Genomic DNA, 15,925 nt, shown 5'->3' with positions numbered 1-15,925 from the left:
TACCCTTAAAAAAGGATATTTTTGACGTAATCGACCGGCATCTCTTTACCTGTCCAGATTTCAAAGGCTTTCGCCCCTTGCCAGAGCATCATTCCCAGGCCGTTGAGTGTGCGGCAGCCTTTCTTCTCAGCCACTTGCAACAGGTGGGTTTTGCGCGGGTTATAAATCACGTCAGAGACGATGAGATCTGGTCGCAGGAAGCTGTCGTTCGGCAGCAGCATCTGGCCTTCAAACGGTTTCATACCGACACCGGTAGCGTTGGTGAGGATCACACTGCTATCGATTTCCTGACGCAGTTTGTCGTGATCGGCCAGATCGTACAGATGAATTTCACAGTTGGTGTTATTGCGGATCTTGGCGACAGTTTGCTCCGCATTGGCGAAAAATTTATCTTTCTGGTTGAAAATGGAGATCGCTTTTACGCCATCCAGTGCCGCCTGAACGCAGAGCGCCGTTGCCGCGCCACCCGCACCCAGGACCGTCATTTTCTTACCGATAATATCGATACCTTCTTCAGCCAATGCGCGCATATAACCGGTACCGTCGGTGATATGACCCGTCAGTACGCCATTGTCATTAACCACGGTATTCACCGCACCGACCAGCTCTGCCGCCGGGGAAAGTTTGTCCAGGTATTGGCAAATGGCGGTTTTGTTCGGCATGGATACGTTAAACCCGCGCAGTTTAAGCGCCCGGAAACCCTGTACAACATCTTTCAGCTCCTGGTTGTCTACTTCAAATGCCAGGTAGACATAATCCAGACCCAGATGCGCAAAGGCTTCGTTATGCATTGTCGGCGACATGCTATGGCGAATCGGTGTTGCAATCAGTCCAATCAGCTCAGTGTGACCCGTAATACGTTCAGCCATGATAAAGTCCTTAATATGTTAGAAGTGGAATTTTGGTTGATTCGCGGTTGCCCAGAGCACCCATATCCTCGAGGGTGTCCAGCACGTTGCGCCCTTCGCGCACGCCATCAATGATTCGCCGGGCCATCAGGCTGTCGCCGATGTTCATTATTTTTACGTTATTGGCTCTTGCCCATTGCTCAATTTCATTGAGACCGCTGGTGTTGGCGCGCATTCCCAGGCACACAAAGCCGTAGTCAAAAGGAATGTCGCAAGCGTGATCGGCTTTCTTGACGCTAAAGTGTGTGGGGTGAACGGCGATGAGTTGTGTCTGCATGTGCTGTTCCACGTGGTGCTCATCCAGCATGGTCAACATGGCATTTTTGGTAATGATATCCAGATCGCGTCCTGGACCTTCCTGCATCTCAATCAGCACGGTAGTAGCACCGCGTGCAGAGAAATATTCGATAACATCCAGGCCAACAGCACCGCCGCCGACAACGGCGATGCGTTTTCCTTGAACATTCGCAAATTGCTCCAGGTGCTGAATCATGCCGATAATGGAGAAGACGCGGCCGCCCTCAACGTCAATGCACTCTTTCAGTCCGTTAATCGGCGGCAGCAGCGGTGTTGAGCCCGTGGCGTTGACAATCAGGTTCGGCCGTAGCCCGGCAATGTGCTCAACAGTAGCCTTCTGACCAACCTGCAGCATTAAATTGTCTAAACCGGCCATCCGGTTTTTCATAAATTGCGGGAAGTCGGCGATACGCTTTTTCTCCGGCAGGCGCGAGATTTCAGAGGCCAGTCCGCCGAGGCTGTTTTTCTTCTCCAGCAACCAGGTATGGCAACCGACTTCTGCGGCGGTGCATGCGGCTTCCATACCTGCGGTTCCCGCACCGATAACCACGACACGGGTGTCGCGATTTACCCTGCGCAGTTTATAAGCGTCGCCATGGATAATGTCCGGATTGATGGAGCAACGCAGCGGACGAGAGCGCGCGATACGGTGGTCGGCGCAGCCGATATTGCAGGAGATGCATTTGCGCATCAGGCGTTCATTGCCGCTCTGGACCTTTTGCACCCATTCCGGTTCGGCAATCAGGCCACGGCCGATAGCAATCAGGTCTGCATCGCCCGTTGCGATAATGTCTTCGGCCACTTTCGGTGAGCGAATATTGCCAGCAATAACAGTCGGTTTATTAAACTTATCGCGTACGGCGCGGGAGAGATAACGCTTCCAGCCATCTTCCAGTGACATCTGATCAATTTGCAGATTCAGGTTGTCGTTTTGCGCGGCGGAAACATTGAGAATGTCGACCTTATCCTGGCAAAGTGCCAGCATACGTAGCGTATCCTCCAGCGTGTTGCCGCCCTTAAGGAAATCATCGGCACTGAAACGCAGGCTAATCGGGAAGCGAGGACCGACGCTGGCGCGCACTTTATCAACCACCAGCGTTAATATTCTGGCGCGGTTTTCCGGGGAGCCGCCAAATTCATCGGTACGTTTATTAAACAGAGGCGATAAGAACTGGCTTATTAAATAAGAGTGGCCTGCGTGAATTTCCACACTATCAAAACCCGCACGTTTTACACGTTCTGCCGCTTCACCAAATTTATTAACCGCATGATATATTTCGTCATGTGTCATGGGGCGAGGAATATTACCGTTCTTTTTCGACGGTATATTCGAAGAGGAGAGCGGTTGTTCGCCATTCAGGCGATAAGCATAAGCAGAAGCACCCGCATGATTTAGCTGAATAGAGACGCAGGCTCCGTGTTTATGCAGCGTCTCAGTTAATTTGAATAACCCAGGAATATATTGATCGTTATCGATACGCAGCTGCGTTGTGCCATTTGAGGCGAACGGGAAGTCGATACAAATATTCTCAATCGTAATTAAGCCTGTGCCCCCTTTTGCCCGCAGTTCATAGTACTCCAACTGTTCCTGAGAGACTTCACCGTTCAGGCTCGCCAGGTTGGTGCCCATTGGCGGCATGATGATCCGGTTTTTTATCGTCATCCCGTTAATGGTTAGCGGGGTGAAAAGGTGTTGGTAGTGGCTCATTTGCTCTCTCCACGGGAAATCCAGGAGGCCGACATGCGGAGGCCCTGATATATCCAAAGTTAAAATGTTTCTGTGGGAAAGATAACGAGGGGGGGAGAGGAAAAATAATGCTTTTTTTTGCATGAAACCATAGTGTCTTTCTATGCAATTAACCGTTTTTTCACATGCTTGTATTCTTATATTAAATAATTGAGCTGTATTTTTACTTGTGTTGCCGGGTTTATACAAAAAGAGAGAAGAAATGCACAGAATAAGAGCGATACAGTAGATAATTAAATTTTAAAAGTTCAAATATCTGTGCATATGATAGAAAGAAGTGATGGTTTTTGTGATGATAATCACAAAATAAAACGTGAAAGGCCCGGCGAAAAACCGGGCACCAGAGCAGCAGAAAGGTTTAATTCATAAACGCGGGCTGCTTGTTTTCGTAGCTGGAGATGGCATCTTCATGCTGCAGAGTCAGGCCAATACTGTCGAGACCGTTCAGCATGCAGTGGCGGCGGAATGCATCAATAACAAACGGGTACGATTTCCCCCCGGCTTTCACTACCTGCGCCTCGAGGTCCACCTCGAACGAGATGCCCGGATTGGCCTGGACCAGTTTGAACAGTTCGTCCACTTCTTCATCGCTCAGTTTCACCGGCAGCAACTGATTATTGAAGCTGTTGCCGTAGAAAATGTCTGCGAAGCTTGGGGCGATAACGGTTCTAAAGCCGTAGTCGGTTAATGCCCAGGGCGCATGTTCGCGTGATGAGCCGCAACCGAAGTTTTCACGCGCCAGCAAAATAGAGGCGCCTTTATATTCCGGGAAGTTCAGGACGAATTCCGGGTTCGGAACTTCCCCTTTATCATCCAGGAACCGCCAGTCATTAAACAGATGTGCGCCAAAGCCAGTACGCGTGACCTTCTGCAAAAACTGTTTTGGAATGATGGCGTCGGTATCGACATTGGCGGCATCCAGTGGGACAACCAGGCCTGTGTGCTGTGTATATTTCTCTGCCATGATTATCTCCTTTACAAGCTGCGAATATCAGCGAAATGACCGGTTACCGCAGCCGCGGCTGCCATTGCCGGACTGACCAGGTGCGTACGACCACCGCGCCCCTGACGACCTTCAAAGTTACGGTTACTGGTGGATGCGCAACGTTCGCCCGGGTTCAGACGGTCATTGTTCATTGCCAGGCACATAGAGCAGCCTGGTAAACGCCATTCGAAACCGGCTTCAATAAAGATCTTGTCCAGCCCTTCGGCTTCGGCCTGCGCTTTCACCGGGCCAGAGCCTGGAACCACCAGCGCCTGTACGCCCGGTGCAACTTTGCGCCCTTTGGCAACCTCTGCGGCGGCGCGTAAATCTTCAATACGTGAGTTGGTGCAGGAGCCGATAAAGACTTTATCAATGGCGACGGAGGTCAGAGGTACACCTGGCTGCAGGCCCATATAGGCCAGCGCTTTCTCTGCTGAGGCACGCTCAACCGGATCGGCGAAGGAGGCCGGGTCCGGAATGATGTCATTAACGGAGATGACCTGACCCGGGTTAGTCCCCCAGGTGACCTGCGGGGCAATCTCTTCGGCTTGCAGCGTCACAACTGTATCGAAGGTCGCGCCGTCGTCGGTTTTCAGCGTCTTCCAGTACTCTACCGCATCGTCATAGTCTTTGCCTTTCGGCGCATGCAAACGACCTTTCACATAGTTGAAGGTGGTTTCATCCGGCGCGACCAGGCCCGCTTTGGCACCCATTTCGATAGCCATATTGCACAGGGTCATACGACCTTCCATGCTCAGTGCCTGAATCGCCTCGCCACAGAATTCGACTACGTGCCCGGTACCGCCGGCGCTGCCGGTTTTGCCGATAATCGCCAGTACAATATCTTTAGCAGTAATACCTGCCGACGCTTTGCCTTTCACTTCAATTTTCATGGTCTTTGCGCGACCCTGTTTCAGGGTCTGCGTCGCCAGCACGTGCTCCACTTCGGAGGTCCCGATACCGAACGCCAGAGCACCAAACGCGCCGTGAGTGGCGGTGTGGGAGTCGCCGCAGACGATGGTCATGCCCGGCAGGGTGACACCCTGTTCAGGCCCCATCACGTGCACGATACCCTGATACGGGTGGTTCAGGTCATACAATTCAACGCCGAACTCTTTGCAGTTCTTGATCAGTTCCTGCATCTGGATACGCGCCATCTCACCGGAGGCATTGATGTCTTTGGTCTGCGTGGAAACGTTATGATCCATGGTCGCAAAGGTCTTGCCCGGCTGACGCACCGGGCGATTATGCGCGCGCAGGCCGTCAAACGCCTGTGGTGAAGTGACTTCGTGCACCAGATGGCGGTCGATATACAACAATGGGGTTTCGTTTGGCGCTTCGTACACAACATGCGCATCAAACAATTTTTCGTACAACGTCCTGGCCATAATTACACCCCTTCTGCGATATAACGGGCGATGATATCACCCATCTCATCGGTACTAACAGCTGCGGCGCCACGGGCTAAATCACCGGTACGCACACCTTCTTCTAATGCGCGGTTGATGGCGCTTTCAATGGCGGTTGCCGCGTCGTCGGCATCCAGGCTGTAACGCAACAGCAGTGCGAGAGAAAGAATTTGAGCTATCGGGTTCGCAATATTTTTGCCCGCGATATCCGGCGCGGAGCCGCCAGCCGGTTCGTACAGACCAAAACCTTGTTCGTTCAGGCTGGCAGACGGCAACATGCCCATTGAACCCGTGATCATCGCACACTCATCAGAGAGGATGTCGCCGAACAGGTTGGAACACAACAACACGTCAAATTGGGACGGGTCTTTAATCAACTGCATGGTGGCGTTGTCGATATACATATGCGCCAGCTCAACGTCCGGGTATTCCTGTGCCACTTCGTTGACGATTTCACGCCACAGCAGAGAGGTCTGCAGCACGTTCGCTTTATCAATAGAATGCACTTTTTTACGGCGTTTGCGCGCAGATTCAAACGCGATACGCGCAATACGTTCAATCTCAAAACGGTGATAGACCTCGGTATCAAACGCTTTCTCGTGCTGCCCGCTGCCTTCACGGCCTTTTGGCTGACCGAAGTAAATACCGCCCGTCAGCTCGCGCACGCAGAGAATGTCAAAGCCGTTAGCGGAAATATCGGCACGCAGCGGGCAGAACTCTTCCAGCCCCTGGTACAGTTTAGCCGGACGCAGGTTGCTGAATAATTTGAAATGTTTGCGCAGCGGCAGCAGAGCACCACGCTCCGGTTGCTGTGCTGGCGGCAGGTTTTCCCATTTCGGACCGCCTACGGAGCCAAACAGGATAGCGTCTGCCTGCTCGCAGCCTTCGACGGTTGCCTGCGGCAGCGGATTGCCATGGCGGTCAATTGCGATGCCGCCCACATCATAGTGGCTGGTGGTAATACGCATTTCGAAACGGCTACGAACGGCGTCCAGTACTTTTAAGGCTTGCGCCATGACTTCGGGGCCAATGCCGTCACCCGGCAACACGGCAATATGGTAATTCTTCGACATCACACGGTTTCCTTGTTGTTTTCTTTATTTTGAGCTTTGCGTTGCAATTCTTTTTCGACTTCTGCGGCGCGCCAGATGTTGTTCAGCACGTGTACCATCGCTTTGGCAGAGGATTCCACGATATCAGTTGCCAGACCCACACCATGGAAACGACGCCCGTTGTAAGTGACGACGATATCCACCTGACCCAGCGCGTCTTTACCCTGACCTTTGGCATTGAGATCATATTTAACCAGCTCAATGTCATAACCGGTGATGCGGTTAATCGCCTGATAAACAGCGTCTACCGGGCCGTTGCCGTTGGCGGCTTCGGCTTTCGTTTCTTCGCCACAGGCCAGCTTCACGGAGGCGGTAGCGATATCGCTGGAGCCGGACTGCACGCTAAAATAATCCAGACGGAAATGTTCCGGCTCTTCCTGCTGTTTATTGATGAACGCCAGCGCTTCCAGATCGTAATCGAAGACCTGGCCTTTTTTGTCTGCCAGTTTCAGGAACGCGTCGTACAGGTGATCCATGTTGTAGTCGGTATCTTTGTAGCCCATCTCTTCCATACGGTGTTTCACCGCCGCGCGGCCAGAGCGGGACGTCAGGTTCAACTGTACCTGATTCAGACCGATGGATTCCGGGGTCATAATTTCGTAGTTTTCACGGTTTTTCAGCACGCCATCCTGGTGGATACCGGAGGAGTGAGCAAAGGCACCGGTGCCGACAATGGCTTTGTTCGCCGGGATTGGCATGTTGCAAATCTGGCTAACTGTCTGGCTGGTACGCCAGATTTCGTGATGATTAATGCCGGTGTGCACATTCATGATGTCTTTGCGCACTTTGATGGCCATGATGACCTCTTCCAGCGAACAGTTTCCTGCGCGCTCACCGATGCCGTTCATCGCCCCTTCAACCTGGCGTGCGCCAGCATGGACAGCAGCAATAGCGTTGCCGACAGCCAGACCTAAATCATCGTGGGTATGAACGGAGATAATGGCTTTGTCGATATTTGGCACGTGTTCATACAGGCCAGTGATGATATTGGCGAATTCGAACGGCATGGTGTAGCCAACGGTGTCCGGAATATTAATGGTTTTCGCACCCGCGTTGATGGCGGCTTCAACCACACGCGCCAGGTCAGCAATCGGAGTACGGCCTGCGTCTTCGCAAGAGAATTCAACGTCGTCGGTGTAGTTACGGGCGCGCTTAATCATATAAATGGCGCGTTCAATCACTTCATCCAGCGTACTGCGCAGTTTAGTGGCGATATGCATGGGGGAGGTGGCAATAAAAGTATGGATGCGGAATGCTTCGGCAACTTTCAATGATTCAGCCGCTACATCAATATCTTTCTCGACACAGCGTGCCAGCGCACAGACACGGCTGTTTTTAACCTGACGCGCGATAGTCTGTACGGATTCGAAATCGCCCGGAGAAGAGACCGGAAAGCCGACCTCCATGACGTCAACACCCATACGTTCCAGCGCCAGAGCGATCTGCAGCTTCTCTTTTACACTCAGACTTGCCTGTAATGCCTGTTCACCATCACGTAAGGTTGTATCAAAAATAACGACTTGCTGGCTCATGGTTTGGTCCTTATCTCTCTTCGGTCGCCTTGCTACGAGCATAAAAAAACCCGCGCCAAGGCGCGGGTTCTTAGTGTAACTGGAGGATGACTCAACGCTGAGTGTCGCCCACCGGTCTACCGCGCACATGGGATGCGTTTAGTAGTAGTAGACCGAGGAAGCGAACATTGCGAATCATTAACCATGCTCCAGATGAATGCGATTAAATGCGATATGCCATTAGTGGTACTGGATTCAGAAATCAAAGTCAACACCTGGCCCCTTAAAAGCGCATGAAAACGGATTTGGCACTGCGTTCTATTTTAGTTAATCGTGCTGTAATTCCGTTAAAAATCAAAATAAGGTATTAGTGCTATTTCATACTTGACGTTGTTTGTGCCTTTCATGAACATTTCTTTGCAGTTGGTTATATTTTTACATTTTTGAAGAGGGCTTGCTATCCTGATGATTAGTCATGATTAATTTGTTGGGGTTATTATTTTTCTTAACTAATGCGACGAAATGATAAAATTAAGTTAAATTATATTGTTCGTGCTATTGAAATATCTCTGTTGGATCGCATTTATTGCTTAATGAGGCTGTATTGTGCATTCACGCTATTTATGTTTTGATTCTGGTCTGCCGTTTCATTTGAACGGGAACATATGATTTAGTGCTTTTTATGGGGTTGGAAAAATCCCGGCATTAAATTATCTTTATGTATTCCTATTTTGTTGAATTCCTCTTTTCCTTATCTTATATGCGTGATAAATCATATTTCTTTAGGTTATTGCTGCCGGGATAAATGGAATTTAGCATGATATCGGAGAAGGATATGTCAGAAGAACAAGTTGAAAACACCCATATTAGTGAGGTAACGAAACCGCAACTGCGCAAAGTTGATCTCAATTTGTTAACTATTTTTGATGCGGTTATGCAGGAACAAAATATCACGCGGGCAGCTCATTCTTTGGGAATGTCGCAACCGGCAGTGAGCAATGCCCTGGCCAGGCTTAAGGTCATGTTTAATGATGAACTCTTTGTGCGCTATGGTCGAGGAATACAGCCTACGGCACGCGCCTTCCAATTGTTTGGTTCGGTCAGGCAGGCGTTACAACTCGTGCAAAATGAGCTGCCGGGATCGGGTTTTGAACCCGTGACCAGCGAGCGTGTTTTTAATCTTTGCGTGTGCAGTCCGCTTGATAATCTCCTCACTTCTGTCATCTATAATAGAGTGAATGAGGTTGCGCCGAATATACATCTGGCCTTTAAATCATCATTAAATCAAAATACAGAACACCAACTTCGTTACCAGGAAATAGAATTTGTCATCGGCTACGATGAATTTCGTCGACCAGAATTCTCATGCGTGCCGTTGTTTAAAGATGAGATGGTGCTGGTTGCCAGTAAAAAACATCCACGTATTAATGGGCCACTTCGTGAAAGTGATATTTATTGTGAACAGCACGCAGTAGTTGCGCTGGATCGTTATGCATCTTTTAGCCAGCCGTGGTATGACACGACGGATAAACAAACCTGTGTTGCTTATCAGGGAATGGCATTGACGAGTGTACTCAATGTGGTTTCTCAAACGCAGCTTGTAGCGATTGCCCCGCGTTGGTTAGCCGAAGAGTTTGCCGGGAAATTAGAGCTCCAGGTTTTACCTTTACCGTTAAAACTGAATAGCCGTACCTGTTATCTTTCATGGCATGAAGCGGCGGGACGGGATAAAGGCCACCAGTGGATGGAAGAGTTACTGGTCTCAGTTTGTCGCCGTTAAAAGGCATCCAATGCGTTGAATGCGCCGATGGCTGCTTTCTTCTGTTTGGCCATCCTGGCGCGAAATTTTATGCTGAGCTATTTTACTGGCGCATCAAATCGCGACGTAAAAATGCATGAATTACTGAGCAGGAAGTGATTCGAATGATGAATTATCATCGTCTTTGCTTATTACAGACAATTTCACCAATTCCCGCCTGTTAACCTTATTATTCCTCTTTTGGGGCAAGGTGAGGTGAATCGTTTGCTAATTGCCTGCCAGATTTTCAGCGGTTATGGTAACTGCCATTCATAATCAGAATGCAGGGACTTCCTGTACTGAACAGAGCGACAAGACGGACACGCGTTCTGTCGTCAGTCGCCAAACCCAAGCCTGGAGGCAAACCATGGAGATGTTGTCTGGAGCCGAGATGGTCGTCCGATCGCTTATCGATCAGGGCGTGAAGCAAGTATTCGGTTATCCTGGGGGCGCGGTCCTCGATATTTACGATGCGCTACATACGGTCGGTGGAATCGATCATGTCCTGGTGCGCCATGAGCAGGCTGCTGTGCATATGGCTGATGGTCTGGCAAGGGCGACCGGTGAAATTGGCGTTGTGCTCGTCACCTCCGGACCGGGAGCCACGAATGCCATCACCGGGATTGCAACAGCTTATATGGACTCGATTCCGTTGGTGGTTCTTTCAGGGCAGGTTGCGACCTCCCTCATCGGCTATGATGCTTTCCAGGAATGCGACATGGTGGGGATATCCCGCCCGGTGGTAAAACATAGTTTCCTGGTAAAACAGACCGAAGACATTCCTGGCGTGCTGAAAAAAGCGTTCTGGCTTGCTTCCAGTGGTCGTCCTGGCCCGGTCGTCGTCGATTTACCGAAAGATATTCTCAATCCAGCGAATAAACTCCCTTATGTATGGCCGGATTCGGTGAGTATGCGCTCCTATAACCCGACAACTCACGGTCATAAAGGGCAAATCAAACGTGCTTTGCAAACGCTGGTAGCGGCGAAACATCCCGTTGTCTATGTGGGCGGTGGTGCGATCACGTCTGCCTGCGAACCGCAACTGCGTACGCTGGCAGAGAAATTGAATCTTCCTGTGGTCTCGTCGCTTATGGGGCTAGGGGCGTTTCCAGCATCGCATCGTCAGGCGTTGGGTATGTTGGGTATGCACGGTACCTACGAAGCCAACATGACTATGCATCACTCGGATGTGATCTTTGCCGTTGGGGTGCGCTTTGATGACCGTACAACCAACAATCTGGCGAAGTACTGCCCGAATGCCACGGTTCTGCATATTGATATTGACCCGACATCGATTTCAAAGACCGTACAGGCAGATGTGCCGATTGTTGGGGATGCCCGGCTGGTACTTGAGCAGATGCTGGAGTTATTGGGGCAAGAAGAGTTTCAGCAACCCCTGGACGATATTCGCGATTGGTGGTTGCAGATTGAGCAATGGCGTGCCCGCCAGTGCCTGAAATACGACACGCAAAGTGAGAAGATCAAACCGCAGGCGGTGATCGAAACGATCTGGCGCTTAACGAAGGGTGACGCCTACGTCACTTCGGATGTTGGCCAGCACCAGATGTTTGCGGCGCTCTATTACCGTTTTGATAAACCGCGTCGCTGGATAAACTCTGGCGGTCTGGGCACGATGGGCTTTGGTCTGCCAGCCGCGCTGGGTGTGAAAATGGCGCTCCCGGATGAAACGGTTATCTGCGTTACGGGCGACGGCAGTATCCAGATGAATATTCAGGAGTTGTCTACCGCAATGCAATATGAGCTTCCGGTGCTGGTACTGAACTTGAACAACCGTTATCTGGGGATGGTGAAGCAGTGGCAGGATATGATCTATTCGGGTCGTCATTCACAATCGTATATGCAGTCGTTACCCGATTTTGCACGCGTAGCCGAAGCTTACGGTCATGTAGGGATCAATATAACCCGTCCGGAAGAACTTGAAGCGAAGCTGATTGAGGCGCTTGAGCAGGTTAAAAATAACCGCCTGGTCTTTGTCGATGTGACCGTCGACGGAAGTGAACATGTTTATCCGATGCAGATCCGTGGCGGTGGCATGGATGAAATGTGGTTGAGCAAAACGGAGAGGACCTGATTATGCGCCGGATATTATCTGTTTTACTGGAAAATGAATCGGGCGCGTTATCGCGCGTGATCGGCCTTTTTGCCCAGCGCGGCTATAACATTGAAAGTCTGACTGTGGCACCGACAGATGATCCGACGCTTTCGCGGATGACGATTCAGACAGTCGGGGATGCCAAAGTGCTGGAGCAAATTGAAAAGCAACTGCACAAGCTGGTGGATGTGTTACGTGTGAATGAGCTTGGGCAGGGCGCTTACGTTGAGCGCGAGATCATGCTGGTGAAAATCCAGGCCAGCGGATATGGCCGCGAAGAGGTCAAACGCAACGCGGAAATCTTCCGTGGGCAGATCATTGATGTTACGCCTTCTATTTATACGGTTCAGCTCGCCGGCACCAGTGATAAGCTTGATGCTTTTCTGGCGACCATTCGCGATGTGGCGAAAATTGTTGAGGTGGCGAGGTCTGGCGTAGTTGGTTTATCTCGCGGCGACAAAATCATGCGTTAGTGTTACGCATACGTCATTTTCCTGGCCTGGCGCTATCCGCTGGGCTTTTTTTTTGCGAAATCCGCCGGAAGCAAACACAAAAGCGGTTGCCGCAGTGTCTATTCTGCGCTTAGATGTTATGGAATTTAACCTATATCCCTAAAAAGGTTATGGAGTATCTTTTATTTTTTGAGGGGCAATTGTGAAACTGGATGAAATCGCCCGGCTAGCCGGCGTCTCACGTACCACGGCAAGCTATGTCATTAATGGAAAGGCAAAGCAATATCGTGTCAGCGATAAAACCGTCGAGAAAGTTATGGCGGTCGTACGTGAGCATAATTACCACCCGAATGCGGTGGCGGCTGGGTTGCGAGCGGGACGTACTCGCTCCATTGGGCTGGTTATTCCGGATTTGGAGAACACCAGTTATACGCGGATTGCGAATTATCTGGAACGTCAGGCGCGTCAGCGCGGTTATCAACTACTTATCGCCTGCTCGGAAGATCAGCCAGATAACGAAATGCGCTGTATTGAACATCTGCTTCAGCGCCAGGTCGACGCCATAATCGTTTCAACATCGTTGCCGCCGGAGCATCCTTTCTATCAGCGTTGGGCCAATGACGCGTTTCCAATAGTCGCACTTGACCGCGCGCTGGATCGTGAACACTTCACCAGCGTTGTCGGCGCCGATCAGGACGACTCGGAAATGCTGGCGGCGGAATTACGTAAATTCCCGGCGGAAAAAGTACTGTATCTGGGCGCGTTACCTGAGCTTTCTGTCAGTTTTTTACGTGAACAGGGCTTCCGTACGGCCTGGAAGGACGATCCGCGCGAAGTGGATTATCTCTATGCCAATAGCTATGAGCGTGAAGCCGCTGCACAGTTATTTGAAAAATGGCTGGAAACGCACAGCATGCCGCAGGCGCTGTTTACTACCTCTTTTGCACTTCTACAAGGTGTGCTGGACGTTACGCTACGCCGCGATGGTAAGCTACCGTCTGACCTTGCTATTGCTACTTTTGGTGATCATGAACTGCTGGACTTCCTGCAATGCCCGGTTCTGGCGGTGGCACAGCGTCATCGTGATGTTGCTGAGCGCGTGCTGGAGATTGTACTGGCAAGTCTGGACGAGCCGCGTAAACCTAAAGCGGGTTTGAGCCGTATTCGTCGCAACCTCTACCGTCGTGGTGTATTAAGCCGCGTTTAGTATTCCAATAAAGGCAGTCATTGCTGCCTTTTTGTTGCGAATGAAAGGCGATAATTAATTTTATAGCCAATTCAGATAAATCCTTATTTTTAAGGCCGTTAATTTAATTAATTTGCCTTATTTCACCTGTGACACATTTTAAAGTAATTAAGACGTAACTGAACGTGTCCCCTGTATTACTTTGTTACATTTCCCGCTGTAATCGTTGAAATAACAACCGCTTTTTGATTATGGGCTTTAACCCTACGGTTTTTCTTATCGCTTCCGCGGCGCGCAAGCGCTATCTGGCACTGTTATCTGCCTGCAATATGTCTTAAAATGCCGCCCGCGTCGCAAACTGACACTTTATATTTGGCACGCATGAAATAACTGGTTTTTAACGCCCCAATGCATATTCAGTTTTTTTCTTACAAATATTCATGACGTTAATTTGCCTCATTAGTTGAGCGGTATTTCACCAAAGTGGAATGTAACCGCGAATAAGGGATCTTTTATTCTGGTTAGCCTTTGCACTGGCTTGACAAGCTTTTCCTCCGCTCCGTAAACTCCTTCGGTGGGGATTTGTGGGATAAAGTGGTGAAATAGGTCACTCAGGGGTGGGGCTGGTATGTTCCGTGGAGCTACATTAGTCAATCTCGACAGCAAAGGCCGGTTAGCCGTGCCGACCCGTTATCGGGATTTGCTGCTGGAGAAAGCTTCCGGTCAAATGGTTTGTACCATTGACATCCGTCACACCTGCCTGCTGCTTTACCCCTTACCCGAATGGGAAATTATTGAGCAAAAATTGTCGCGTCTGTCGAGCATGGATCCGCAAGAGCGCCGGGTACAACGTCTCTTGTTGGGGCATGCCAGCGAATGTCAGATGGATAACGCAGGGCGCTTATTAATCGCGCCCGTTTTGCGGCAACACGCCGGGCTGACGAAAGAAGTGATGCTGGTCGGACAGTTCAATAAGTTTGAACTGTGGGACGAAACGACCTGGTATCAACAGGTCAAGGAAGATATCGACGCTGAGCAAACGGGTACTGAGATACTTTCAGACCGGTTGCAGGATTTGTCTCTGTAATGATGATGGAAAATTTTAAACACACAACGGTGCTACTGGATGAGGCCGTTAATGGCCTGAACATTCGTCCGGATGGCATTTACATTGATGGCACTTTTGGCCGCGGTGGTCACTCACGCCTGATCCTCTCCCAACTGGGAGCGGAAGGACGTTTGCTGGCTATTGACCGTGATCCAGAAGCGATTGCCGTCGCAAAAACCATTGATGATCCCCGCTTTTCCATCGTACATGGTCCTTTTTCCGCGCTGGCTGAGTATGTCAGCGAGCGTGGCCTCACCGGTAAGATCGACGGAATTCTGCTCGATCTTGGTGTCTCTTCTCCGCAACTCGATGATGCTGAACGCGGTTTTTCCTTTATGCGTGACGGTCCGCTTGACATGCGTATGGACCCCACCCGCGGTCAATCTGCTGCGGAGTGGTTACGAACGGCCGATGAAGCCGATATCGCATGGGTGATAAAAACCTTTGGTGAAGAGCGCTTTGGTAAACGCATCGCGCGCGCCATCGTTGAACGTAACCGTGAAGAACCGATGACCCGCACCAAAGAGCTGGCTGCGGTGGTGGCGGCAGCGACACCGGTGAAAGATAAATTCAAACATCCTGCGACCCGTACCTTCCAGGCGGTGCGCATCTGGGTAAACAGTGAACTGGAGGAGATAGAGCTGGCGCTAAAAAGCTCGATCGACGTATTGGCCCCGGGAGGGCGGCTCTCGATCATCAGTTTCCACTCGCTGGAAGACCGCATTGTAAAACGTTTCATGCGTGAACAAAGCCGCGGTCCGCAGGTTCCGGCAGGGTTACCGATGACGGAAGAGCAACTCAGGAAACTGGGTGGACGTCAGTTACGAGCACTAGGCAAGTTGATGCCGGGCGAAGAAGAAGTGGCTGAAAATCCACGTGCCCGTAGTTCAGTTCTGCGTATTGCAGAGAGGACGAACGCATGATCGGCAGAGTGTCAGAGACCCTTAGCAAAGTTAAAGTGTCGTTAGGAAGCAACGAGCGCCATGCCTTGCCTGGCGTGATCGGCGACGACCTTTTGCGATTTGGGAAACTGCCACTCTGCCTGTTCATTTGCATCATCATGACGGCGGTGACGGTTGTCACCACTTCGCATCATACCCGTCTGTTGACGGCCCAGCGTGAACAACTCGTGCTGGAGCGCGATGCGCTGGATATCGAATGGCGCAACTTGATCCTTGAAGAGAATGCGCTCGGCGATCATAGCCGGGTTGAGCGGATCGCGACCGAGAAGCTGCAAATGCAGCATGTCGATCCGTCCCAGGAAAACATTGTTGTACAGAAATAAGGAACCACGCGACG

Annotated in this window: 14 protein-coding genes; 7 read left to right on the top strand and 7 right to left on the bottom strand. The window is 50.8% G+C overall.

Features of this window, described 5'->3' with window-relative positions:
* Positions 1-5: 5 nt before the first annotated feature.
* From ABIB59_RS21810 to leuL, 7 genes are all read right to left on the bottom strand, one after another.
* On the bottom strand, positions 6-869 hold the full coding sequence (locus ABIB59_RS21810) for a shikimate dehydrogenase (protein ID WP_039078349.1): 864 nt from the start codon (positions 867-869) through the stop codon (positions 6-8).
* A gap of 10 nt (positions 870-879) precedes the next feature.
* Entirely contained in the window at positions 880-2,913 is a 2,034-nt protein-coding gene (locus tag ABIB59_RS21805) for an oxidoreductase (RefSeq protein ID WP_354037013.1), read from the bottom strand.
* 397 nt (positions 2,914-3,310) lie between these two features.
* Entirely contained in the window at positions 3,311-3,916 is a 606-nt protein-coding gene (gene leuD, locus ABIB59_RS21800) for a 3-isopropylmalate dehydratase small subunit (RefSeq protein WP_039078351.1), read from the bottom strand.
* An 11-nt stretch (positions 3,917-3,927) separates the two neighbouring features.
* The gene (gene leuC / locus ABIB59_RS21795) at positions 3,928-5,325 is read right to left on the bottom strand and encodes a 3-isopropylmalate dehydratase large subunit (RefSeq protein ID WP_039078352.1); all 1,398 of its coding nucleotides are present in this window, start codon (positions 5,323-5,325) and stop codon (positions 3,928-3,930) included.
* Between the two features lie 2 nt (positions 5,326-5,327).
* Positions 5,328-6,419, bottom strand: coding sequence for a 3-isopropylmalate dehydrogenase (gene leuB, locus ABIB59_RS21790; protein WP_039078353.1), 1,092 nt, complete (start codon positions 6,417-6,419; stop codon positions 5,328-5,330).
* A complete protein-coding gene (gene leuA, locus ABIB59_RS21785; protein WP_071193643.1) occupies positions 6,419-7,990 on the bottom strand; it encodes a 2-isopropylmalate synthase in 1,572 nt (523 codons plus the stop codon). Before leuA ends, leuB begins: the two co-directional genes overlap by 1 nt.
* 91 nt (positions 7,991-8,081) lie before the next feature.
* Complete coding sequence (gene leuL / locus ABIB59_RS21780) at positions 8,082-8,168, bottom strand: leu operon leader peptide (RefSeq protein WP_103244949.1); 87 nt, start codon at positions 8,166-8,168, stop codon at positions 8,082-8,084.
* Positions 8,169-8,804: 636 nt separating this feature from the next.
* Here leuL and leuO point away from each other — a divergent pair.
* From leuO to ftsL, 7 genes are all read left to right on the top strand, one after another.
* Positions 8,805-9,749: a transcriptional regulator LeuO gene (leuO, locus tag ABIB59_RS21775; RefSeq protein WP_052249223.1), complete on the top strand. Its 945-nt coding sequence runs from the start codon at positions 8,805-8,807 to the stop codon at positions 9,747-9,749.
* A gap of 385 nt (positions 9,750-10,134) precedes the next feature.
* Entirely contained in the window at positions 10,135-11,859 is a 1,725-nt protein-coding gene (gene ilvI / locus ABIB59_RS21770) for an acetolactate synthase 3 large subunit (protein WP_335257398.1), read from the top strand.
* A 2-nt stretch (positions 11,860-11,861) separates the two neighbouring features.
* A complete protein-coding gene (gene ilvN, locus ABIB59_RS21765; RefSeq protein ID WP_039078357.1) occupies positions 11,862-12,353 on the top strand; it encodes an acetolactate synthase small subunit in 492 nt (163 codons plus the stop codon).
* 181 nt (positions 12,354-12,534) lie between these two features.
* Positions 12,535-13,539, top strand: a complete 1,005-nt coding sequence (gene cra, locus ABIB59_RS21760; protein ID WP_039078358.1) for a catabolite repressor/activator — start codon at positions 12,535-12,537, stop codon at positions 13,537-13,539.
* Between the two features lie 607 nt (positions 13,540-14,146).
* On the top strand, positions 14,147-14,605 hold the full coding sequence (mraZ, locus tag ABIB59_RS21755; protein WP_039078359.1) for a division/cell wall cluster transcriptional repressor MraZ: 459 nt from the start codon (positions 14,147-14,149) through the stop codon (positions 14,603-14,605).
* A gap of 2 nt (positions 14,606-14,607) precedes the next feature.
* Complete coding sequence (rsmH, locus tag ABIB59_RS21750) at positions 14,608-15,549, top strand: 16S rRNA (cytosine(1402)-N(4))-methyltransferase RsmH (RefSeq protein WP_039078470.1); 942 nt, start codon at positions 14,608-14,610, stop codon at positions 15,547-15,549.
* Complete coding sequence (ftsL, locus tag ABIB59_RS21745; RefSeq protein WP_039078360.1) at positions 15,546-15,911, top strand: cell division protein FtsL; 366 nt, start codon at positions 15,546-15,548, stop codon at positions 15,909-15,911. The genes rsmH and ftsL overlap by 4 nt, the downstream gene beginning before the upstream one ends.
* Positions 15,912-15,925 lie beyond the last annotated feature (14 nt).

Source organism: Citrobacter sp. UYEF32, assembly GCF_040546205.1.
GTDB lineage: Bacteria > Pseudomonadota > Gammaproteobacteria > Enterobacterales > Enterobacteriaceae > Phytobacter > Phytobacter diazotrophicus.
This window is presented reverse-complemented; position numbering and strand designations above follow the sequence as displayed.